Annotated in this window: 20 protein-coding genes; 3 read left to right on the plus strand and 17 right to left on the minus strand. The window is 58.3% G+C overall.

Features of this window, described 5'->3' with window-relative positions:
- Window positions 1–107: 107 nt before the first annotated feature.
- Complete coding sequence (locus EDC28_RS16575) at window positions 108–1,094, plus strand: NAD(P)/FAD-dependent oxidoreductase (RefSeq protein ID WP_050659847.1); 987 nt, start codon at window positions 108–110, stop codon at window positions 1,092–1,094.
- 67 nt (window positions 1,095–1,161) lie between these two features.
- Here the strand turns inward: EDC28_RS16575 and rplI are convergent, their stop codons facing one another.
- The 4 genes from rplI to rpsF are packed head-to-tail and all read right to left on the minus strand — an operon-like array spanning window position 1,162 to window position 2,590.
- Window positions 1,162–1,614 carry a 50S ribosomal protein L9 gene (gene rplI, locus EDC28_RS16580; protein ID WP_050659848.1) on the minus strand — a complete coding sequence of 151 codons (453 nt, stop codon included), beginning with the start codon at window positions 1,612–1,614 and terminating at the stop codon, window positions 1,162–1,164.
- A 35-nt stretch (window positions 1,615–1,649) separates the two neighbouring features.
- Window positions 1,650–1,877 (minus strand): 30S ribosomal protein S18, encoded by a 228-nt coding sequence (rpsR, locus tag EDC28_RS16585; RefSeq protein ID WP_008486569.1) that lies wholly within the window; start codon window positions 1,875–1,877, stop codon window positions 1,650–1,652.
- Between the two features lie 12 nt (window positions 1,878–1,889).
- Window positions 1,890–2,198: a primosomal replication protein N gene (priB, locus tag EDC28_RS16590; RefSeq protein WP_050659849.1), complete on the minus strand. Its 309-nt coding sequence runs from the start codon at window positions 2,196–2,198 to the stop codon at window positions 1,890–1,892.
- Between the two features lie 5 nt (window positions 2,199–2,203).
- Window positions 2,204–2,590, minus strand: a complete 387-nt coding sequence (gene rpsF, locus EDC28_RS16595) for a 30S ribosomal protein S6 (RefSeq protein WP_050659850.1) — start codon at window positions 2,588–2,590, stop codon at window positions 2,204–2,206.
- A 208-nt stretch (window positions 2,591–2,798) separates the two neighbouring features.
- Between rpsF and EDC28_RS16600 the strand changes: the two genes are divergently transcribed.
- Window positions 2,799–3,533, plus strand: a complete 735-nt coding sequence (locus tag EDC28_RS16600) for a DUF481 domain-containing protein (protein WP_050659851.1) — start codon at window positions 2,799–2,801, stop codon at window positions 3,531–3,533.
- Here EDC28_RS16600 and rlmB read toward each other — a convergent pair.
- Window positions 3,521–4,261: a 23S rRNA (guanosine(2251)-2'-O)-methyltransferase RlmB gene (rlmB, locus tag EDC28_RS16605; protein WP_050659852.1), complete on the minus strand. Its 741-nt coding sequence runs from the start codon at window positions 4,259–4,261 to the stop codon at window positions 3,521–3,523. The two genes, EDC28_RS16600 and rlmB, sit on opposite strands and share 13 nt — an antisense overlap.
- A gap of 8 nt (window positions 4,262–4,269) precedes the next feature.
- Window positions 4,270–6,627, minus strand: coding sequence for a ribonuclease R (gene rnr / locus EDC28_RS16610; RefSeq protein WP_050659853.1), 2,358 nt, complete (start codon window positions 6,625–6,627; stop codon window positions 4,270–4,272).
- A gap of 133 nt (window positions 6,628–6,760) precedes the next feature.
- Between rnr and EDC28_RS16615 the strand changes: the two genes are divergently transcribed.
- Window positions 6,761–8,548: a sulfatase-like hydrolase/transferase gene (locus tag EDC28_RS16615; RefSeq protein WP_123422349.1), complete on the plus strand. Its 1,788-nt coding sequence runs from the start codon at window positions 6,761–6,763 to the stop codon at window positions 8,546–8,548.
- On the opposite strand, the gene EDC28_RS16620 is transcribed toward EDC28_RS16615, so the two are convergent.
- From EDC28_RS16620 to EDC28_RS16670, 11 genes are all read right to left on the minus strand, one after another.
- The gene (locus tag EDC28_RS16620) at window positions 8,539–9,144 is read right to left on the minus strand and encodes a tetratricopeptide repeat protein (protein WP_050659855.1); all 606 of its coding nucleotides are present in this window, start codon (window positions 9,142–9,144) and stop codon (window positions 8,539–8,541) included. The two genes, EDC28_RS16615 and EDC28_RS16620, sit on opposite strands and share 10 nt — an antisense overlap.
- A 91-nt stretch (window positions 9,145–9,235) precedes the next feature.
- Complete coding sequence (locus EDC28_RS16625) at window positions 9,236–10,531, minus strand: adenylosuccinate synthase (protein WP_050659856.1); 1,296 nt, start codon at window positions 10,529–10,531, stop codon at window positions 9,236–9,238.
- A 63-nt stretch (window positions 10,532–10,594) separates the two neighbouring features.
- Window positions 10,595–10,780 carry a DUF2065 domain-containing protein gene (locus tag EDC28_RS20520; protein ID WP_050659857.1) on the minus strand — a complete coding sequence of 62 codons (186 nt, stop codon included), beginning with the start codon at window positions 10,778–10,780 and terminating at the stop codon, window positions 10,595–10,597.
- Window positions 10,777–11,937 (minus strand): aminotransferase class V-fold PLP-dependent enzyme, encoded by a 1,161-nt coding sequence (locus tag EDC28_RS16635; RefSeq protein ID WP_123422350.1) that lies wholly within the window; start codon window positions 11,935–11,937, stop codon window positions 10,777–10,779. The genes EDC28_RS20520 and EDC28_RS16635 overlap by 4 nt, the downstream gene beginning before the upstream one ends.
- Before the next feature lie 42 nt (window positions 11,938–11,979).
- Complete coding sequence (gene hflC / locus EDC28_RS16640; RefSeq protein ID WP_123422351.1) at window positions 11,980–12,864, minus strand: protease modulator HflC; 885 nt, start codon at window positions 12,862–12,864, stop codon at window positions 11,980–11,982.
- A 3-nt stretch (window positions 12,865–12,867) separates the two neighbouring features.
- Window positions 12,868–14,028, minus strand: a complete 1,161-nt coding sequence (gene hflK, locus EDC28_RS16645) for an FtsH protease activity modulator HflK (protein WP_123422352.1) — start codon at window positions 14,026–14,028, stop codon at window positions 12,868–12,870.
- A gap of 26 nt (window positions 14,029–14,054) precedes the next feature.
- The gene (gene hflX, locus EDC28_RS16650) at window positions 14,055–15,362 is read right to left on the minus strand and encodes a ribosome rescue GTPase HflX (RefSeq protein WP_050659861.1); all 1,308 of its coding nucleotides are present in this window, start codon (window positions 15,360–15,362) and stop codon (window positions 14,055–14,057) included.
- A 22-nt stretch (window positions 15,363–15,384) separates the two neighbouring features.
- Window positions 15,385–15,645, minus strand: coding sequence for an RNA chaperone Hfq (hfq, locus tag EDC28_RS16655; protein ID WP_050659862.1), 261 nt, complete (start codon window positions 15,643–15,645; stop codon window positions 15,385–15,387).
- Between the two features lie 77 nt (window positions 15,646–15,722).
- Window positions 15,723–16,646, minus strand: coding sequence for a tRNA (adenosine(37)-N6)-dimethylallyltransferase MiaA (miaA, locus tag EDC28_RS16660; RefSeq protein ID WP_123422353.1), 924 nt, complete (start codon window positions 16,644–16,646; stop codon window positions 15,723–15,725).
- Window positions 16,646–18,346, minus strand: a complete 1,701-nt coding sequence (gene mutL / locus EDC28_RS16665) for a DNA mismatch repair endonuclease MutL (RefSeq protein WP_123422354.1) — start codon at window positions 18,344–18,346, stop codon at window positions 16,646–16,648. The genes miaA and mutL overlap by 1 nt, the downstream gene beginning before the upstream one ends.
- On the minus strand, window positions 18,346–19,686 hold the full coding sequence (locus EDC28_RS16670) for an N-acetylmuramoyl-L-alanine amidase (protein WP_123422355.1): 1,341 nt from the start codon (window positions 19,684–19,686) through the stop codon (window positions 18,346–18,348). Before EDC28_RS16670 ends, mutL begins: the two co-directional genes overlap by 1 nt.

Genomic DNA, 19,686 nt, shown 5'->3' on the forward strand with positions numbered 1-19,686 from the left:
GCGCCCCTATCTTGTGCTTAAGCACAGTATTGACATTGATCCCCTGACAGCCCCGATAAAGGGGGTTATGCTGATTTACAAAGCACCCAGGCAGTCAAGAGGTTGATATGACTAGTATCGCCATCATCGGCGCCGGGTTAAGTGGTATCACCGCTGCCCGGATCTTGCAGGGACACGGACTCACCCCCACCATCTTTGAAAAATGCCAAGCCAGCGGCGGCCGCATGAGCAGCCGTACCAGCCAATGGGGGAGTTTTGACCTTGGCGCCCAGTACTTTACTGCCCGGCACCCGCGCTTTATCGACGAATTAGGCAACTGGATAGCCCAAGGGATCGCCACCGAATGGCTGGTCACGCCTTATCAACTGTCCAGCAGCAGCCGTCTGCATACCCAGGATGTGGTGCAGCGCTATGTCGGCCTGCCCCATATGGGTGCCATTACCCGTTTTTTGGAAAGTAATCTGGATGTCCGCTGCGGCCAAACCATCTGCGGCTGCCATCACCGGGATGAACAATGGTGGCTTGAGAACACCCGAGGTGAAGCCTTTGGCCCCTTCGATGGTCTGTTAGTCACCACCCCGGCGCCCCAGGCCGTGCCATTGGTGAGCGCCAGCCCACGCCTGGCCATGCTGGCCCGCAAGGTGCGCATGCAGCCGACCTGGGCCCTAGGCCTGGCCTTCACCCAGGCTCTTGATACCGAGATCAATGCCGCCTTTGTAGAGAACGACAGCATCGACTGGCTGGCTCTGGACTCCGACAAACCCGGCCGCTTGGCCCAGCCCCAGCGCTGGGTTGTTCACGCCACCAGCGACTGGAGCGCCAGCCACATGGAGCTTGAGCCCGAAGAGGTCGTAAGCATCCTCAGTGAGCAATTCTTCAAGCTGCTGGGGGTGCCAGCCCGTAAACCGGATGAAGCCATCGCCAAACGCTGGCGCTTTGCAAGAGGTAACCTCGACGGTGCCAGCGGTTTTGATCAGCGCCTGCGTCTCGGTTGTGGTGGTGATTGGAGCCACGGCGCCCGAGTGGAAGGGGCCTGGCTGGCCGGCCAGGAGCTGGCCGAGCGCATGCTGGCCGCCTTGCAAAAAGAGGGTTAGGCCAACCAACACCAGCCATAAAAAAAGCCGCCCGAAGGCGGCTTTTTTGGTAGTGAAGTCGCGAAGCTTAGGCTTCAGCAACCACAACCACTTTAACGTTAGCGAATACATCGCTGTGCAGTTGCAGCTCGATGTCGAACTCGCCGGTAGAGCGCAGGGCGCCTTCGGGCAGTTTAACTTCGGACTTGGCAACGGCTACGCCTTTGGCGCTGATGGCGTCGGCGATATCGCGAGTACCGATAGAACCGAACAGTTTGCCTTCATCACCGGCTTTGGCAGCGATTTCAACGCTTTCCAGACCTTTAACCTGCTCGGCACGAGCTTCGGCAGCAGCCAGAACTTCAGCCAGTTTGGCTTCCAGTTCGGCGCGACGCGCTTCGAAGTGAGCAACGTTGTCGCGGGTAGCCATAACAGCTTTACCCTGCGGGATCAGGAAGTTACGAGCGTAACCAGCTTTAACTTTGACTTGATCACCCAGGCTGCCCAGGTTAGCGATCTTGTCCAACAGAATAACGTTCATTGACGATTCCTCTCAACTCTATCCCAGGACGGACCTTACTTGTGCAGGTCGGTGTAAGGCAGCAGAGCCAGGTAGCGGGCGCGCTTGATAGCACGGGCCAGCTGGCGCTGATACTTGGCGCTGGTACCGGTGATACGGCTAGGTACGATCTTGCCGCTCTCGGTGATGTAGTTCTTCAGAGTTGCGATGTCTTTGTAATCGATTTCAGTGACGCCTTCTGCAGTGAAACGGCAGAACTTGCGACGACGGAAGAAACGGGCCATGGGGCTTATCTCCTAATTCAACAATTCGATGTGCTGGGCATGCAGTACCACTTTGGCCAGGCCGTCTCGGCCCATATGGCTGACCAGAAATCCGGTCACGGTCACTGCCGACCCCATCTCTAATAGCCGGGTTTGTTGTTCAAGGTCTTCACCACTGGCAACCACTGCTATTCGCAGCTTCGCCTGCCTGGCCATATTGGCCTCGCTCTGAGAGGAGTAATGCTCCAGCCAGAACTGGCAGTGTGGGATCCCAACCGGACTCTTGCTGCGCCTTGGCGCCTTGGCAAGATGCCCGTCCAACTGCACCCGATTACGTTGCACTTGCCTTACTCGGCGCTGGCCTCTTCGGCTTCAACGCTATCTTCGCGATCGTCACGACGGTCACGACGCTCTTCCTTGGCCTTGGCCATAGGAGAAACTTCGGTCACAGCGTGCTTGGTACGCATGATGGCGTGACGCAGGATAGCGTCGTTGAAGCGGAAGGTGCTTTCCAGCTCGTCAACCACTTCTTGAGAGGTTTCAACGTTCAGCAGAACGTAGTGAGCCTTGTGCAGCTTGTTGATCGGGTAAGCCAGTTGACGGCGGCCCCAGTCTTCCAGGCGAGTTACTTCACCGCCGCCATTTTTGATGGCACCAGTGTAGCGCTCGATCATGCCCGGAACCTGCTCGCTTTGATCAGGGTGAACCATGATCACGATTTCGTAATGACGCATGATTGCTCCTTACGGGTTAGTAGCCTCACAACCCGGCTCGACCGCGGACCGGTGGGGAGGCAAGGAGATTGATTAGAACGGCCGATACAAGGGCGCAAATTCTACAGAATCGAGGATTTTCATACAAGGCAGATTTTTATACCCTAGCGAGGCTGGCATACTGGCGCAGTCAGGGCAGGGAAAGCCGTCTTACTAGGGGATGAGATAGATGCGTTTTTTGGGGTTGTTATTGCTGTTGGTGGTGTCCAATGCCTGGGCGCTGGTACCGCCTTATTATGGCAAGTCCAAGGCAGAATACCGTTTCGCCTCGGAAGCGGAAGTCGGCCTGTCTTATTACAACGGCAACACCAACACCGAAAGCTACAACACCCGCCTGAAAGTGGCCATGGACACCGACCAAACCCACCAAGAAGTGGTGTTTATGTCCAACTACGCCCAGGACAGCAACTCCACCAGCGCCGAAGAATACCAATTGCAGCTGCAGTCAGACTTAAAGATGTGGGCCGACCACTACCTGTTCCTGCGTGGCAGCCAGATCTTCGACCGCTTCGGCTCCTACAGCTCGGAAACCTCACTGTCGTCCGGTTACGGTACCAACCTCATCAGCCGCCGTTTTACCTCGCTCAAGTTCGAGATAGGCCCAGGTTATCGCCTGCAGGCGCCGCCCGATGACAGCGATAAAAGCCAGATTAACGAGGCCATTATCCGCACCGCCCTCAAGTTTGAGCGCCGCATTCATGAGCGAACCCGCTTTAACATCGGTTTGGATCTGGAAGCCGGTATACAAAACACCACCGGCGTACTGGATGCGTCCCTCACTAACCAGCTGTGGGACGATTTAGCGTTGAAACTGGGCTTTTATTACCGCTATTCAGAAGTGGTGGATGCCGATAAATCCAACTTCGACACCCACTCCACCTTGAACCTGCTTTATACGTTCTGACGCTGGCGCACGATTTCGAACAGGCACACGCCGGTAGCCACCGACACGTTGAGGCTGGATACCAGCCCCGCCATGGGAATGGCCACCAGTTCGTCGCAGTGCTCGCGGGTCAGGCGGCGAAGCCCTTTGCCCTCGGCCCCCATGACCAGCGCCATCGGGCCGGTCAGGCGGGTACCATAAAGGGTTTTATCGGTTTCGCCGGCCGTTCCCACTATCCACACCCCCTGCTCCTTCAAGCTGCGAAGGGTGCGGGCCAGGTTGGTCACTTCTACCAAGGGCACCGTCTCTGCCGCGCCACAGGCGACTTTACGCACCGTGGCGTTGAGGCTGGCCGAGTTGTTCTTGGGCACGATAACCGCCGTGGCACCGGCGGCATCGGCCGTACGCAAACAGGCCCCCAGGTTGTGGGGGTCGGTCACGCCATCAAGCACCAGCAGCAGCGGCTGCTGAGCCCTTTCCAGTAACTCAGCCAACTTGTTTTCGTTGAGCGCCTTGGCCGCTTTTATCTCGGCCATCACGCCTTGATGCACGGCGCCTTTGGATTTCTCGTCCAGGGTCTTTTTGGCCACCCATTCGATGGCCAGGCCCATGCTTTGCGCGTCGGCAACAACATCGGCTAAACGTTGGTCCTGGCGCTCGCGGGCAACCCAGAGCTTAAGCAGTGTCTCCGGCTGGCGCTCGATGGCGCCTTCAATGGCATGAATACCGAAGATCCAATCCTGACTCATGATGCCTCTTACTTCTTACTATGGGGTTTCTTGCCGCCTTTGGACGGCTTGGGCTTGTGTTTGCCCTTTTTCTTGCCAGCAAAGCCGTCGGCCAGGACCTGAGCGGCGTCTTTTTTGCCGCCTTTTTTGACTATCTTGCCGCTCTTGAGCCCTTCGCGGACCGAGGGCCGGCCGCTGTTTCGCCCTTCGCTGGCCAGCACCAGGTCGATTTTGCGCGAATCCAGGTTCACCGCCGCTACCCGCACCTCGATGCTGTCGCCCAGGCGATAGCGTTTGCCGGTGCGTTCACCCACCAGGGCTTGCTGGGTGGCGTCGAAGTGGTAGTAGTCGTTTTCCAGGCTGGTGACATGCAGCAGGCCTTCGATCAGCAGATCGTTCAGGCGCACGAACAGGCCAAAAGAGGTGGCGGACGATATCACACCGCCAAAGATGTCGCCCACATGATCCTGCATGTATTCGCACTTGAGCCAATCAGCCACTTCGCGGGTGGCGTCATCGGCGCGGCGCTCGGTCATGGAGCAATGTTCGCCCATGGCGTCCATTTTCTCTTCGGTGTAGACAAAGCCGCCCTTGCCGGTGACGTCTTCCTTGGCTTCCTTGGCCAGCACCGCCTTGATGGCCCGGTGCAGGATAAGGTCGGGATAACGGCGAATGGGCGACGTGAAGTGGGAATAGGCCGACAACGCCAGACCGAAGTGACCACGGCAGTCCGACTCATAAACCGCTTGCTTCATGGAACGCAGCAGCATGGTCTGGATAAGCTCGCCGTCGGGGCGGTCGCCCAGTTTCTCCAGCAGCTTGGTAAAGTCTTTGGGCTCGGGCTCGAGGCCGCCGCCCATAGAAAGTCCCAACTCGCCCAGAAACTGGTGGAAGTTGGAGATCTTTTCTTCGTCCGGCAGGTCGTGCACCCGGTACAGGCAAGGTACCTTGTGCTTTTGCACAAACTTGGCCGAGGCAACGTTGGCGAGGATCATGCACTCTTCGATGATCATATGCGCCTTGACCCGGTGCAGCGGCACCACTTTTTCTATCTTGCGCTCTTCGTTGAACAGGAACTTGGTTTCCTGGGTTTCAAACTCGATGGCGCCCCGCTCACGGCGACTGCCCTTAAGGGCTTCAAAGAGTCGGTTCAGCTCTTCGACGTGCGGCAGCACGGCACTGTACTGCTCGCGCAGCGGTTCGTCGCCGTCGAGCATGGCCTGGACCTTGTTGTAGGTGAGCCGTGCCTTGGAGTGCATCACGGCTGGGTAGAACTTGGAGCCGGACAAGGCGCCTTTATCAGACACCGTCATCTCGCACACCATGCAGAGGCGATCCACCGCCGGGTTCAGTGAGCAAAGGCCGTTGGAGAGCACCTCGGGCAGCATGGGTATTACCTGGGAGGGGAAATACACCGAGTTGCCGCGGTTGTAGGCTTCTTTGTCGAGCGCCGTGCCCAGGCGTACGTAGTGGGATACGTCGGCAATGGCCACCCATAGGCGCCAGCCGCCGGACTTTTTGGCTTCGCAGTAAACGGCGTCGTCAAAGTCGCGGGCGTCTTCGCCATCGATAGTGACCAATGGCAGGTCGCGAAGGTCCACCCGGCCTTGCTTGTCTTCTTCTAAGACTTCTTCACTCAAGCCCGCAATTTCGGCCTTGAGCTCATCGGGCCAAGTGTGGGGGAGGTCGTGGCTGCGAAGGGCGATTTCGATTTCCATGCCCGGGGCCATGTGCTCACCAAGGATCTCGACAATCTTACCCACGGGGCTGAAACGGGTGCTGGGGCGCTGGGTCAGTTCCAGCACCACCACTTGCCCGGCGCGAGCGCCGCCACGGGCTTCATCGGGGATCAGAATATCCTGGGCAATACGCTTATCGTCCGGCACCACAAAACCGATGCCGTCGTCGCGAAAATAGCGGCCAACCAGCTGTGAGGAGCGAGCTTCCAACACGCGCACGATGCGCCCTTCCAGGCGGCCACGGCGGTCGGTTTTGATGGCTTGGGCCAGCACCAGATCGCCATTGAAGGCTTTGTACATTTCAGTTGGTGACAGGAACAAGTCTTGGCCTTCGTCCACTTTGACGAAGCCAAAGCCGTCAGGGTGGCCCTGGACACGGCCTTTGATAAGGTCCATGCGCTCAGTCAGGGCATAAGCTTTTTGGCGAGTGAAGACCAACTGGCCATCACGTTCCATAGCCCGTAGCCGGCGGCGCAGCCCTTCCTGCTGATCTTCATCATCCAGATGCAGGTGATTAATCATGGCGCGAAGGCTCTGGGGTTTGCCCAGCGTGCGCATTTCTTCGAGGATGGCTTCCCGGCTCGGGATGGGATTGTCGTATTTCTCTGCTTCGCGGTCGGCGAAGGGGTCCTTTATCTGATCGCGCATGGCGCTCTCATTTGCTGAATTTGCCACCATTATACCCTTGAGCACCGAGTAACATAGTGTTTCTCTTTAATGCTTGGGGAATAAAGAAGGCGAATGCACAATATAGGGCGCTTTTTTCCCTAGGTTTTATGACATGTCGTTGATGTCTCGGGTCGGCCGCTTCTGGCTGATGGCCCTGCTGCCTGTGGCAGTGCTGCTTTGGCAATTTACCGCTTTCATGCCCCACCTCACCACCGCACCGCTAAGCTACCTGCTGCTGGCGATGTTGGGGTGGTACGGCATTATCGCCGGCCTTTGTGCCCTTCTCAGCTGGCCTTTGGCCTTGCTGCTGCGGGGGTTTTCAGGCTGGTTGCTGGTGCCAGCGGCGGCGGCGGTCGGCCTGCTGCTGTGGGTAGACTTGGAAGTCTTTGAGCAGTACCGCTTTCACCTTAGCCCTTTTGTGTTTCAGCTTTTTTTAAGCCAGCCCGGGGAAGTGATTGAATTCTCCTGGCTTACTTGGTTTATCAGCATCGGCGCCTTGTTGCTGTCGCTGCTGCTATTTACCGGTTTTTGGCGTATCAGCAGCAAGCAATGGCGACAGTGGCCAGTGTGGGCGGCAATTCTTATGGCTTTCTTAAGTAGTCAGATTTGGCATGCCGTCGCCGACGCCAGGGGCATGAACCACATCACCATCCTGACCCGTAACCTGCCCATCTACCAGCCCGTTACCGCCAAGCGCTTTATGGCCAAACACGGCTGGGCCACCGCCCACCCCGAGAGCGATGCCCTCAATGTCCACGAAAAAGGGGCCCTGCATTATCCGCTAAGCCCGGTAACGGCAACGGTGACGCCCAAGCTCAACGTACTGTACGTGCTGATTGATACCTGGCGGGCCGATGAGCTAAACAGCACCGTCAGCCCCAACATCACTGCCTTTGCCAAAAGCCCCGATACCAAGCGCTACCTGGATCATTTCAGTGGCGGCAACTCCACCCAGGCCGGGATCTTCTCGCTGTTCTACAGCCTGCCCGCCACTTACTGGGGCGCCTTTGACGACAGCCAGCAGTCGCCGGTGTTGATGGATCTTTTTAAAAACGCCGGATATCAGTTCGGGGTATATGGCTCGGCTACCCTGCGCAGCCCGGCCTTTGATAAAACCGTGTTCTCCGGCATTCGCCCCATTCATTCCGAAGCCGGTGAGGAACGCCGCTGGAAGCGCGACCGCAATGCCGTCGACCAGTTCGAGTCGTTCCTGAATGACCGTGACAAGCAAAAGCCCTTCTTTGGCTTTTTGTTCTTCGACACCGTCCATGCCTACGATTTTCCGGACGATTTCGAGCCCAAATTCCAGCCCTACTGGGACAGGGTCGACCATATCAAGCTCAACAACGATTTTGACCCAGTCCCCTATCGCAACCGTTACCGTACGGCGGTGCGCTATGCCGACAGCTTGGTTGGCAAGTTGCTGGCCAACCTCAAGCAGCAAGGGCTGCTTGATAACACCGTTATTATCATCAGCGCCGACCATGGCGAGGAATTTAACGACCACCACAAGAATTACTGGGGCCACGGCTCCAACTACTCCGATGCCCAGGTCAAGGTGCCGTTGGTGATCCACTGGCCGGGGCAAGGCCAGGGTGAGGTGGACTATCGCACCAGCCATTTCGATTTGGTACCGACCCTGGCGCAAGGGGTGTTTGGGGCCAAGGCGCCACTCGCCAACTACAGCGTTGGCAAGCTACTGTCAGACAGCAGCCCACGCCCCTGGCTGCTGGTGGGTAGTTATTACAACTATGCGCTAAAGAGCCCTAAGGAACTGGTGGTGACCTACCCGACCGGGCAAACCGAGGTGATGGACAACAACCTTAACCCCAGCAGCAGCCAGCCGCCGGCCAGCGCCATTAAAGACGCCTTAGGAATGATGGGGCATTTTTACCGCTGAGAGAGTTGGGCCACCACGGTGGCCGGCAGTTGCCTTTCGAGGCGAGCCACCAGGTTATTGGCCTGGCGCCATTGGTCTCGGTTGGGGATGATGGCGCCTTTGAGCTCACGAAGGGCCAGCTCTTTGTCCTGCGGGATGCCGTAGCCTTTGATGGCCAAGTCGGCAAAGCGCAGGGTGGCTTTGAGGTTATGCTCCATGACCGCCATGCGCAGCAGCTGCATGGCCTTGTTCATGTCGGTCTGCACCCATTTGCCGGTGGCGTAGTAGCGCCCCAGCTGTTCCAGGGCCTCAGGCAAGCCTTGGTCGGCAGAACGTTGGATGTAGGATATCCCCAAGCTGACATTGGTCGGCACGCAGATGCCATGGGCCAGCATGTCGCCCCAGGTGAATTGGTAAGCGGGAATTTTGGCCACTTCGGCACGGGCTTCGATGTCCTGCACCAGTTGGCAGTCATCGTCCAGTACCCGGCGCAGGTGCTTGTTCTTGGCAATAAGCTCCAGCAGCTCGTCCTGGCTATAAACCTGGACGGGCTTGAGATCCTCGGCCATCACCGGGCCGGATAACGCCAAGACAATTAAAAGACTGCGGCCAAACATAGGTACCTCCACACCCTAGTCTATCGGCAATCACGGGTTTTGCTTTAACAAAAAAGGCCGCTTGAAAGCGGCCTTTTTCACAAAGTGTCCATCACGCGAAGGGGTGGCGCAGCACCATGGTCTCAACACGGTCAGGGCCGGTGCTGATGATGTCGATGGGCACACCGGTCAACTCTTCGATGCGCTTGATATAAGCGCGAGCGGCAGCCGGCAGGCCTTCGAGGGTAGTGACGCCCACGGTGCTTTCGCTCCAGCCCGGCATCTCTTCGTACACCAGTTCGATGCCTTCGAAGTCTTCGGCAGCCAGGGGCGACACTTCAACGACTTCGCCGCTGGGCAGCTTGTAAGCGGTGCAGATCTTCACGGTTTCCAGGCCGTCCAAGACGTCGAGCTTGGTCAGGCAGAAGCCGGTGATGGAGTTTATTTGCACGGCGCGGCGCATCACCACAGCGTCAAACCAGCCAGTGCGGCGCTTACGGCCGGTGGTGGCACCAAATTCCTTGCCCACGGTACCCAGATGGTGGCCGACTTCGCAATCGAGCTCGGTAGGGAAAGGACCGCCACCGACACGGGTGGTGTAGGCCTTGACGATACCCAGCACGTAATCGAGGTGACAAGGGCCAAAACCGGAGCCGGTGGCCACGCCACCGGCGGTGGTGTTGGAGGAGGTCACGTAGGGGTAAGTGCCGTGGTCAACGTCCAGCAGAGTGCCCTGGGCCCCTTCGAACATGATTGGCTCACCGGCTTTACGGGCCTTGTCCAGCAGGTCGGTGACATCAACGGTCATGCCCTTGATATACTCGGCGGTAGCCTTGGCTTCGGCCAGGGTTTCTTCGAAGGAAACCGGCTCAACCTTGTAGTACTGGGTCAGCATGAAGTTGTGGTGGTCCAGCACTTCCTTGAGCTTCTCGGCGAAACGCTCAGGATGGAACAGATCGCCAACGCGCAGGGCACGGCGGGCGACCTTGTCCTCATAGGCAGGGCCGATACCACGGCCGGTGGTACCGATAGCCTTGGCGCCACGGGCCTTTTCACGGGCCTGGTCGATGGCGACATGGTATTTGAGGATAAGCGGGCAGGCTTCGGAGATCTTCAGGCGCTCTTTAACCGGCACCCCTTTTTCTTCCAGCATGGTAATTTCGCGCATCAGGGCGTCAGGCGCCAGCACCACACCGTTACCGATGAGGCATTGCACGTTTTCACGAAGAATACCGGAGGGAATGAGGTGCAGAACGGTTTTTTCGCCGTTGATGACCAAGGTGTGCCCCGCGTTGTGACCGCCTTGATAACGGACCACGTAAGCGGCTTTGTCGGTTAGCAGGTCGACTACCTTTCCTTTGCCTTCGTCACCCCATTGGGTGCCAAGGACCACAACATTTTTGCCCATTGTCTCTCTAGGAACGTTGCTTAAAAACAGATTCTATCAAAAAACCCCCGAAGGAATTAAGGCCTAATGTTTGACCAACCAGGCCAACAGCCCACCCAGCACCAACATAACCAGCCCTATTTGCCTGATTATGCGGGGATTTTGTTGGGATAGTTCAGCCATCAGCTGTTGCCACTTTTTTGGCATCAGGGCCGGCCCTAGACCTTCGAGCACCAGCCAGAGGGCACAAAGTTGCAGGAAAGTGCTCATAGATCCCTCAATGCCTGCAGCCGAATATCGGCCAGTTCATGGTAGGGAGCAAAGCCAAAACGCAAACGGTTGCCTCTGTGGTCGGTGAGTATACCTTGGGTACGTAAAAAGTCAGCCAGTCTCTGAGTAGCCGCATCATCCGGCAACGCGAAAGTCAAAAAATGTCCATGCTGGCCCAGATCATGACACAGCAGCTGGCCGCGATTAAGTTGCGGGCTAGCAATGGCATCAAGCTCGGTCAAAAAAGCCTGCTGCAGCTGCTGCACGTGGCTGTGGATTGCCGCAATGGTAATACCGTCGCGCTGGTACCAGTCCAGCACGCTCAGCACCCGGTACAGGGCTGACATGTCAAAGGTGGAACCAGCAAAGCGCATACCGTCGCTGGCATAGGCGGCGGTTTGGCCCCGGCGTTGTTCCAGGGCGCCAAACTCGGCATACCAGCCGGTATTGACCGGCCGCAAGGCGCAATCTGGTGGCACCGCTAAAAAGCAGCAGCCCTCGCCGCCCTGGGCATATTTGTAACTGCCGGCAAGGTAGAAGGCGCGGTGGGCAATGGCACTTAAATCGGTCGGTATGGCGCAAAAGCCGTGGTAGCCATCGATAGCAATCAAGGTTTGCGGGTCCGGTATAGCATTGACGATGGCGCCAAGGTTGTTCACCGCCACCCCGGAGTTAAAAAACACCTGACTGAAAAACAGCAGATCCCAGCCGCCTTTGGCCGCTTCGCTAATAAGCCTTGCCTCGAAGCTGGCAAAAGGCTGGGTCGCCACCCGCACCACCTCGGCAAGGCCCGCTTCTTCTAGGCGTTGGCACTGGCGGCTGAACGAGTGGAACTCGCTGTCGGTGGTGAGGATCCGCACCTTGCGGTGGTTTGGCAGGCAAGACAGTAGCCGCAGCACGAATTCGTGAGTGTTGGGGGCAAAGACCAACTGCTCGGCCTGGGGCAAAGACAACAACTTGGCGATGTGGCGCTGCAACGCCGGTACTTTTTCACCGAAAAACATCGCCCACTTTTCATCGGCCAAGCGGGCGCTGTCGTCCCAGTAGGCCAGTTGCGCGCTGCGGGTAATGTCGGGCCAGAAGTGGTGACTATGGCAGGCATAGTGCTGCTTGCCCTGATGGTGGCTTAAAAAGCGTTGATAATGCTGCTTGAGCATACTTTCCCCCATGAAAAAGCCCGGCGAACCGGGCTTTGTTTTTTATTTTTTCTTATCCGCATCCTTCATGTAGCGGAAGAATTCGCCGTCCGGCTTGAGCACCAAGACGTCATTACCGCCGTTGAAGCTCTTCTTGTAGGCTTCAAGGGTGCGGATGAAGCTGAAAAACTCCGGATCCTTGTCGTAGGCCTTGGCGTAGATATCGGCCGCCACCGCATCGCCATCACCACGGGTGGTGCGGGCTTTACGCTCGGCATCTGCCAGTAATACCGTGACCTTGTTGTCGATATCGGCGCGGATCACCTCAGCCTTTTCCTTACCTTCGGAGCGGTGTTTTTTGGCAACGGCGTTACGCTCGGCACGCATCCGGTCGTAGATAGAATTGGAGATCTCGGTGGGCAGGTTGATTTGCTTGACCCGCACGTCCACCACATCGATACCCAGTTCGCGAGAGCTGTCCTTGACCTGTTTGAGGGCGTCGGCCATCACTTCGGAGCGTTCACCGGAGACAATGTCGGTGATGGTACGGGTACCGAACTCGCTGCGCAGACCGTTGTTGATCTTGTTCTTCAGCAGGCTCTCGGCGGTAGCCATGTTACCCCGGTTGGTGGAGTCGTAGAACTTGCCGAAATCGCTGATCTGCCACTTCACGTAGGAATCGACGATAAGGTCCTTTTTCTCGGAGGTGACAAAGCGGTCTTGCTCACCTTCCAGGCTTTGCAGGCGGGCGTCAAGGAGCCGTACCGAGTCTACAAAAGGCGCCTTGAAATGCAGGCCGGGGCCGTAAACCACCGCGTTGCCTTGGGCGTCAGTGTTAACCCGCTGGAAGCGCAGCACCAGGCCGCGCTGGCCTTCGGAGACCACAAACACCGAGTTGTAACCCAGGAACACCGCCAGGATAACCAGGATAAATAACAGCTTTTTCATGGTTTAGTCCCTCCCTGTACGACCGGCATTGCGGTTGACACCGCGCGGGTCAGAACTGGACAAGCCGCTATCGCTGGCCTGGCCTTGGCGCTGCTGAATTTGGAACAGCTCGTCACCGTTATTGTCGTTGGCCTTGCTGCTTTGCTGCTTCTCCATCAGTTTGTCCAGCGGCAGGTACATCAGATTGCCACTGCCACCGTCCACCAGCACTTTCGAGCTGTTGCCGTACACCTGCTCAATGGTCTCAAGGTACAGACGGGTACGGGTAACTTTGGGGCTGGCCTCGTATTCGGGCAGCAATTTATTGAAGCGTGCCACTTCACCCTGGGCTTTCAGTACCACCTGCTGCTTGTAGGCATCGGCTTCCTGCAGGATACGGGTCGCCTTACCACGGGCAATAGGTTCGACTTCGGAAGCGTAAGCTTCGGCTTCACGGATGTAGCGCTGCTCGTCTTCCTTGGCGGCGATGGCGTCGTCAAAGGCGGCTTTCACCGCGTCAGGCGCACGGGCCGGCAGGAAGTTCACGTCCTGGATGTCGATACCCAAATGGTATTGAGCGATGGTTTTGTTGATGAGGTCCCAAGTATCACGACGCACCTGCTCACGGCCGGTGGTGAGGATGTCGTCCATGGTGGTATGGCCCACCACGTAACGCAGGGACGCATCCACCGCCTGGCTCAACGAGTCTACCGCGTCGGTAACGTTGAATTTGTAGGCCTTGGGATCGTTCACCTTGTACTGCACTTCAATCTGCACCCGGACCACGTTTTCATCTTTGGTCAGCATATAGCCTGAAGCGGGGATGGAACGCACGGTGCGGGTATCGACCGGGTACACCTTGTCGATAAAAGTGGGCTTCCAATGCAGGCCGGACGATACCGTTTCCTTGTACTGGCCAAAGTGCAACACCACACCTTGCTCGGCGTTTTTGATGGTGTAGAAGCCGGAAATGCCCCACACCACAGCCGCCAGTATCAGCACCACCACAGCAGCGCCCCAGGAGAAGCCGCCGCTACCTTTGCCACCTCCAAAGACACCACCCATGCGGGACCCGAGCTTTTTCATCAGCTCATCAAAGTCGGGCGGACCTTGGTCGTTACCGCCACGGGGCTTATTACCCCAGGGGTCCTTGTCTTTGTTGTTGCCCGGCTCATTCCAAGCCATTGTCTTCTCCCGTTAATTCTCGTGACTTAAAGCACTTTATCAGCAGCACCAGAGACGATAAAGCGCTCAGGGGCGCCCTGGTTCTGCTTGTTGAGCCGTTGCCAGTCCACCTGGGGCATCCTCACCCAGAGTAACCACTGGCCCTGCTCATCGATTTGTTCTTTGGCCACAGCATGCAGCGAAAATAACTCTGAGCGCAGTTTACCTTGCGCCGGCGGCAACTGCAGAGTCGCAATAAAGGTATCTTCGGCCAACCGCTCGGATAACGCCTGGAACAGTAATTCAAGGCCCAGGCGTTTTTGCGCCGACAACCATACCGCAACCGGTTTGCCGTCATCCGCCCTGTCGATACGGGGCGCCACGTCATCCAGTTTATCGAGCTTGTTGTAGACCATCAGCACCGGTACGTCGTCGGCTTCGATTTCTTTGAGTACCGCATTGACCTGCTGGGTGTTATCGCTGGCCCGCTCGTCGGCGGCGTCCACCACATGCAGTAACAGGTTGGCCTCGCGGGTCTCTTCCAAGGTGGCCTTGAAGGCCGCCACCAAATCATGGGGCAGATGGCGGATAAAACCCACGGTATCGGCCAGGATAACCGGGCCCACGTCAGCCAATTGCACTTTGCGAAGGGTAGGGTCAAGGGTGGCAAAGAGCTGGTCGGCAGCGTAGACATCGGCGCTGGTCAGGCCGTTGAACAGCGTTGACTTGCCGGCGTTGGTATAACCCACCAAGGACAGGGTTGGTACTTCGCGGCGGCTGCGGGCACGGCGGCCTTGCTCGCGCTGCTTGGCCACCTTTTCCAGCCGCTTTTCAATATGGTTTATCCGGTCGCGCAACAGGCGACGGTCTGTTTCCAACTGGGTTTCACCCGGGCCGCGCAGGCCGATACCGCCTTTTTGGCGTTCAAGGTGAGTCCAGCCCCGCACCAACCGGGTGGAAAGGTGCTTGAGCTGGGCCAGCTCCACCTGCAACTTGCCCTCGTGGGTGCGAGCCCGTTGGGCAAAGATATCCAAAATCAGCGTGGTTCTGTCCAAGACCCGGCATTCGAACAACCGTTCCAGGTTCCGCTCTTGGGCGGGACTCAGGGCATGGTTGAAGATCACCACCTCGGCGCCCAGCATACGCACGGCCTCGGCGACTTCTTCAGCCTTACCGGTACCGATATAAAATTTGGGATGGGGAGCGCTGCGGCGGGTGGTGAGTACGGCCAGGGTGGTGACACCCGCCGAGTCTACGAGCATTTTCAGCTCATCCAGGTCTTCCCGGTCAGACTCGGCGGAAAAGTCCACATGAACAAGGACAGCCTGTTCGCCTCCTTCATAACGGTCAAACAAGCTTTAATAACCTCTTGAAATATCAGGCGTTCTCTTCGGCACCGCCGGCATTGGTGCCTGCGGTATATTGATGCATGGACACGGGGCGTGCCGGCACCACGGTGGAGATCGCGTGTTTGTAGACCATCTGGCTAACAGTGTTTTTCAGAAGAACTACGAATTGATCGAAAGACTCGATTTGTCCCTGCAACTTGATGCCATTAACCAGGTAAATGGATACTGGTACGCGTTCCTTGCGTAGTGCGTTCAGGAAAGGATCCTGTAAAGATTGCCCCTTAGCCATGTTGAAATTCCTTGTTGTGATTAGGGTAGTTATTTCAAACGATTAGACCGCGTCAGAACCCTAGTATGAACCATCATTTAAGAGGGATCTAGTTCACAAAGCAGCGTGTCCAGATTGTTCTTATGGCCTGTTTCCAGCTGCAGTAACGGCCACTTCCAGCCATTTAGCCACGTACTTTGTCTTTTGGCCAGTTGTCCGGTGGCAATAATGGCTTTTTCTACAGCTTCGTCCAGGCTGCACTCACCGTCGAGGTAAGCCCAGAGCTGGCGATAGCCGACACAGCGCACCGACGGCAGCTCCGGGTGCAGGTCTTGTCGTTGATGAAGCTGCTTTACCTCATCCAAAAAACCCTGCGCCATCATTTGCTTAAAACGTAACCGGATGCGTTCTCTTAATAAAACGCGGTCTGCGGGCATGATAGCGACTTGAACTGTCGGGTAAGTGAACGGTGAGCCCGACTCGGCCTGTAACTGGGTGAGGCTCTGGCCGCTGATACGATAGACCTCAAGGGCGCGGCTAAGGCGTTGCGGGTCGTTGACGTGAATGCGCGCCGCCGCCGTTGGATCAATGGCCTGAAGCTGCTGGTGCAGCGCCTGCCAGCCAAGGGCTTGTGCCTCGGCTTCAATCTCGGCGCGCACCAGAGGGCTGGCCTTGGGCAGCGGCGACAGCCCCTCTAACAGCGCTTTGTAATAGAGCATGGTACCGCCCACCAAAACCGGCAGCTTGCCGGTGGCCAGGGCGTTATCGATAAGCGGCTGCACATCGTCGACAAAATCGGCGGCCGAGTAGCTCTCGGCGGGGTCGAGGATGTCGATAAGGTGATGGGGGTAGCGGGCCAGCTCCTTTGGGCTTGGCTTGGCGGTGCCGATGTCCATGCCCTTGTAGATAAGGGCCGAGTCGACACTAATGAGCTCGCAGGGCAGACGGTCAAAAAGCCCCATGGCCAAGTCGGTTTTGCCTGAGGCGGTGGGCCCCATCAGCATCACCACGGGAAGAGTCATCAGGAATCCTTCAATAACGCGTGCAAATCCAGGGGCTTAAGCGCCGCCTGTTGTTGACTATGGTCCAGCCCCTGCCACAGTGCCAGGGCCTCTTGCCAGCGATAGCGCCGGGGGTTAGCAGCCAGAGCCTGCTCAAGGGCATCAATGGGGGCGAGGCTTTCCAGGTGGCCAAGGAGTGCCGGCAGCCACTGGCTGACATCCAGCTCCCGAAGGGGCTGGGGCACGGCCCGCACCATCAACTTACCACTGCCAGGCTGATGCAGCGCCAGCCCCCAGGATTCGAGTTGCGCCTGGTGGCGCTCAAAAGCCGCCAGCATCGGCTCATCGAGGGGCAAGGTCACCGGCAACAACAATGGCTGGGACGGCGCCCCCTGTGCGACCCCTTTGGCTGCCATTTGCGCGCCCAGAGGTCGAAGGTCGGCCGCCAGCAACTGCCCGCCTTTAGAGAGCAGCAACCAGCGCCCCCGTTCCAGATGCAAAGCCCCGTCGGTGGCGGCGACTTCAACCTGGGGCATGGGGGCCGGGCGTACCGGCGCCTGCCAGCGGGCAAAGGCGCTAAGCGCTTCACTGACTTCACTGCGCCCTGGCGCCGCCGCTGGCTGATAAGGCCTGCTGCCGGTGGCCCGCTCCGATTGGCCCCAGCTGCTGGCGGCGCGGGTCGGCACACTGGCCTCGGCAAGACCGCTGGTGGTTTGCCAGTCGCTTGGCGGCGCGGCCTGGGCCAGGGCATCGGCCAGGGCTCTTGCAATAAAATCGTGCACCAGCCGGGCGTCGTGAAACCGCACCTCGTGCTTGGCCGGGTGAACATTCACATCCACCTGAGCGGCCGGCAGCTCCACAAAGAGCACAAAGGCGCCGTGTTGCCCCTCGGCCAGCACCGCGCCGTAAGCGTCGCGCACCGCGTGGTTGATGAGCTTGTCGCGCATCATCCGGCCGTTGACGTAGCAATACTGCAGATCAGGGTGGTTGCGGGGCGCCTCGCTGAGCCAGCCCCAGAGCCGAAGCTGCTGGTGCTGGTTGTCGATATAGAGGCATTGGCCGGCAAAGTCGTTGCCGCACACCGCCGCCAGCCGCTGCTGGAATTGCTCCCCCTGGGCTGGCGGGTATTGGCGCACGGTTTTGCCGTTGTGGCGCAGCACCAGCGCCACATCCATACGGCTAAGGGCAATACGGCGCACCAGCTCGTCGATATGGGCAAACTCGGTTTTCTCGGCTTTTAAAAACTTGCGCCGGGCCGGGGTGTTGAAGAACAAGTCGTGCACTTCCACCGTGGTGCCTACCGGGTGCGCCGCCGGGTTCAGCTTGACCTCCATGTCGCGGCCCTCGGCCTGGGCCGCCCAGGCCTCAGTAGCCTCAGGGGTGCGGGAGGTGAGAGTAAGGCGCGACACCGAGGACACCGAGGCCAGGGCCTCGCCCCGAAACCCCAGGGAGAAAATGGCTTCCAGATCGTCCAGGCTGGCGATTTTCGAGGTGGCGTGGCGGCTCAGCGCCAAAGTCAGCTCGTCTTTGGGGATACCGCTGCCGTTGTCGCGGATACGAATAAGCCGCTGGCCGCCCTTTTCGATGTCGATGTCGATACGGGTGGCGCCAGCATCAATGCTGTTTTCCACCAGCTCCTTGACCACGGAAGCGGGCCGTTCCACCACCTCACCGGCAGCGATCTGGTTGGCCAGGCGGGCTGGCAGAATACGAATGGGCATCAGCTTGAGGGTATTGTCAGTTTCTGGCCGACCAGCAGCACATTGGATTTGAGGCCATTGGCGGCCTTGATGGCAGAGACCGAGGTATTGTAGCGCGACGCCAGTATCGACAGCGACTCGCCGCTACGCACCACGTGCACCTTGCCGTTTTGCTGGGCAAAGAGGCTGCCCGGGGGCGGCCAGGCAGTGAAATATTCCTTAAGGGCCGTGGCCAGCGCGCCGGCGATACGGCCCTGGTGCCAGCTGTTGGCCAGCAGTTTTTCTTCATCGGGGTTGGACAAAAAGCCGGTTTCTACCAGCACCGAGGGGATGTCAGGCGCGGTCAGCACCCCAAGGCTCTTGGGTTGGGGGCGGTCTTTGTGCAGACGGGTTACCTTGCCCAGCTCTTTTAGCATCAAAGAGCCGATGTCTTGGCCCACCGAACGACTGTGGTCCATAGACATGTCCAGCAGCGCCTGGGCCAAGTATTGCTCTTGCTTGGTGTCTTCTATCACCTCGGCGGCGCCGCCAAGAAGCTCGGAGTGGCGGTCTTTTTCGTCCACCCACTTACCTATTACCCGGTTGGCACGGCTGGTGTTAAGCACCCACACCGAGGCTCCCCTCGGCTGGGAAGAGCCGATGGAGTCGGCATGAATGGACACCAGTATGTCGGCTTTCTTTTCACGGGCGATATCGGCCCGCTCCACCACCCCGATGTATTTGTCGGCGCTGCGGGTCAGCACCGCCTTGATACCGGGGATACGGTCAAGGTCAGCTTGCAGCTTCTTGGCGATGGCCAGGGTCACGTTCTTTTCATAGGTCTTGTGACGGCCAATGGAGCCTGGGTCATGGCCGCCGTGGCCGGGGTCGATGGCGACGATAATGTCCCGGCCCTGGGCTGGCGGCGTGATGGGCACCGGTTTTGGCGCCGGGGTCTGGGCCTGGCTGCTGTGGCTGGGGGCACTGGCGCTGGCGCCTTTGCCAGCCACATCAATCACCAGGCGGTTGCCGTTACCGTCGCTGGGGGCCAGGGCAAACAGTTCGGCCTTGGCGCTACGGCTCAGTTCCAACACCAGCCGGATGCCGCCCTTGCTCTTGGGGGTGGAGTTGCGGATTTTGGTGAGTACCTCTGAGTCCCCCACGGCCATGGGCAGTTTGACCTTTTGTTGGGTATTGGCGAGATCCACCACCAGCCGGTCGGGGTTTTTTAAGGTGAAATAGGAAAAGTCGGGCGCGGCGCCCATGTCCAGCACCACCCGGGTTTTGGCCTCTGAGGGCCAGACACGCACTTCGTCGAGGCTGTTGGCCCACAATGGCAGGCAACACAACCACAGCAACAACCCAGGCAGCAGACGCTTCAT

The organism is Gallaecimonas pentaromativorans, assembly GCF_003751625.1.
GTDB lineage: Bacteria > Pseudomonadota > Gammaproteobacteria > Enterobacterales > Gallaecimonadaceae > Gallaecimonas > Gallaecimonas pentaromativorans.

Excerpts from the sequence above, each read along its gene's own strand:
- EDC28_RS16620 (WP_050659855.1), bottom strand. The coding sequence starts at position 9,144 with ATGTTTGGCCGCAGTCTTTTAATTGTCTTGGCGTTATCCGGCCCGGTG.
- EDC28_RS16600 (WP_050659851.1), top strand. The coding sequence starts at position 2,799 with ATGCGTTTTTTGGGGTTGTTATTGCTGTTGGTGGTGTCCAATGCCTGG.
- mutL (WP_123422354.1), bottom strand. The coding sequence starts at position 18,346 with ATGCCCATTCGTATTCTGCCAGCCCGCCTGGCCAACCAGATCGCTGCC.
- EDC28_RS16575 (WP_050659847.1), top strand. The coding sequence starts at position 108 with ATGACTAGTATCGCCATCATCGGCGCCGGGTTAAGTGGTATCACCGCT.
- miaA (WP_123422353.1), bottom strand. The coding sequence starts at position 16,646 with ATGACTCTTCCCGTGGTGATGCTGATGGGGCCCACCGCCTCAGGCAAA.
- rpsR (WP_008486569.1), bottom strand. The coding sequence starts at position 1,877 with ATGGCCCGTTTCTTCCGTCGTCGCAAGTTCTGCCGTTTCACTGCAGAA.
- EDC28_RS16615 (WP_123422349.1), top strand. The coding sequence starts at position 6,761 with ATGTCGTTGATGTCTCGGGTCGGCCGCTTCTGGCTGATGGCCCTGCTG.
- rlmB (WP_050659852.1), bottom strand. The coding sequence starts at position 4,261 with ATGAGTCAGGATTGGATCTTCGGTATTCATGCCATTGAAGGCGCCATC.
- hflC (WP_123422351.1), bottom strand. The coding sequence starts at position 12,864 with ATGAAAAAGCTGTTATTTATCCTGGTTATCCTGGCGGTGTTCCTGGGT.
- hflK (WP_123422352.1), bottom strand. The coding sequence starts at position 14,028 with ATGGCTTGGAATGAGCCGGGCAACAACAAAGACAAGGACCCCTGGGGT.
- EDC28_RS16670 (WP_123422355.1), bottom strand. The coding sequence starts at position 19,686 with ATGAAGCGTCTGCTGCCTGGGTTGTTGCTGTGGTTGTGTTGCCTGCCA.
- rplI (WP_050659848.1), bottom strand. The coding sequence starts at position 1,614 with ATGAACGTTATTCTGTTGGACAAGATCGCTAACCTGGGCAGCCTGGGT.
- EDC28_RS16625 (WP_050659856.1), bottom strand. The coding sequence starts at position 10,531 with ATGGGCAAAAATGTTGTGGTCCTTGGCACCCAATGGGGTGACGAAGGC.
- hfq (WP_050659862.1), bottom strand. The coding sequence starts at position 15,645 with ATGGCTAAGGGGCAATCTTTACAGGATCCTTTCCTGAACGCACTACGC.
- rpsF (WP_050659850.1), bottom strand. The coding sequence starts at position 2,590 with ATGCGTCATTACGAAATCGTGATCATGGTTCACCCTGATCAAAGCGAG.
- EDC28_RS16635 (WP_123422350.1), bottom strand. The coding sequence starts at position 11,937 with ATGCTCAAGCAGCATTATCAACGCTTTTTAAGCCACCATCAGGGCAAG.
- EDC28_RS20520 (WP_050659857.1), bottom strand. The coding sequence starts at position 10,780 with ATGAGCACTTTCCTGCAACTTTGTGCCCTCTGGCTGGTGCTCGAAGGT.
- rnr (WP_050659853.1), bottom strand. The coding sequence starts at position 6,627 with ATGCGCGATCAGATAAAGGACCCCTTCGCCGACCGCGAAGCAGAGAAA.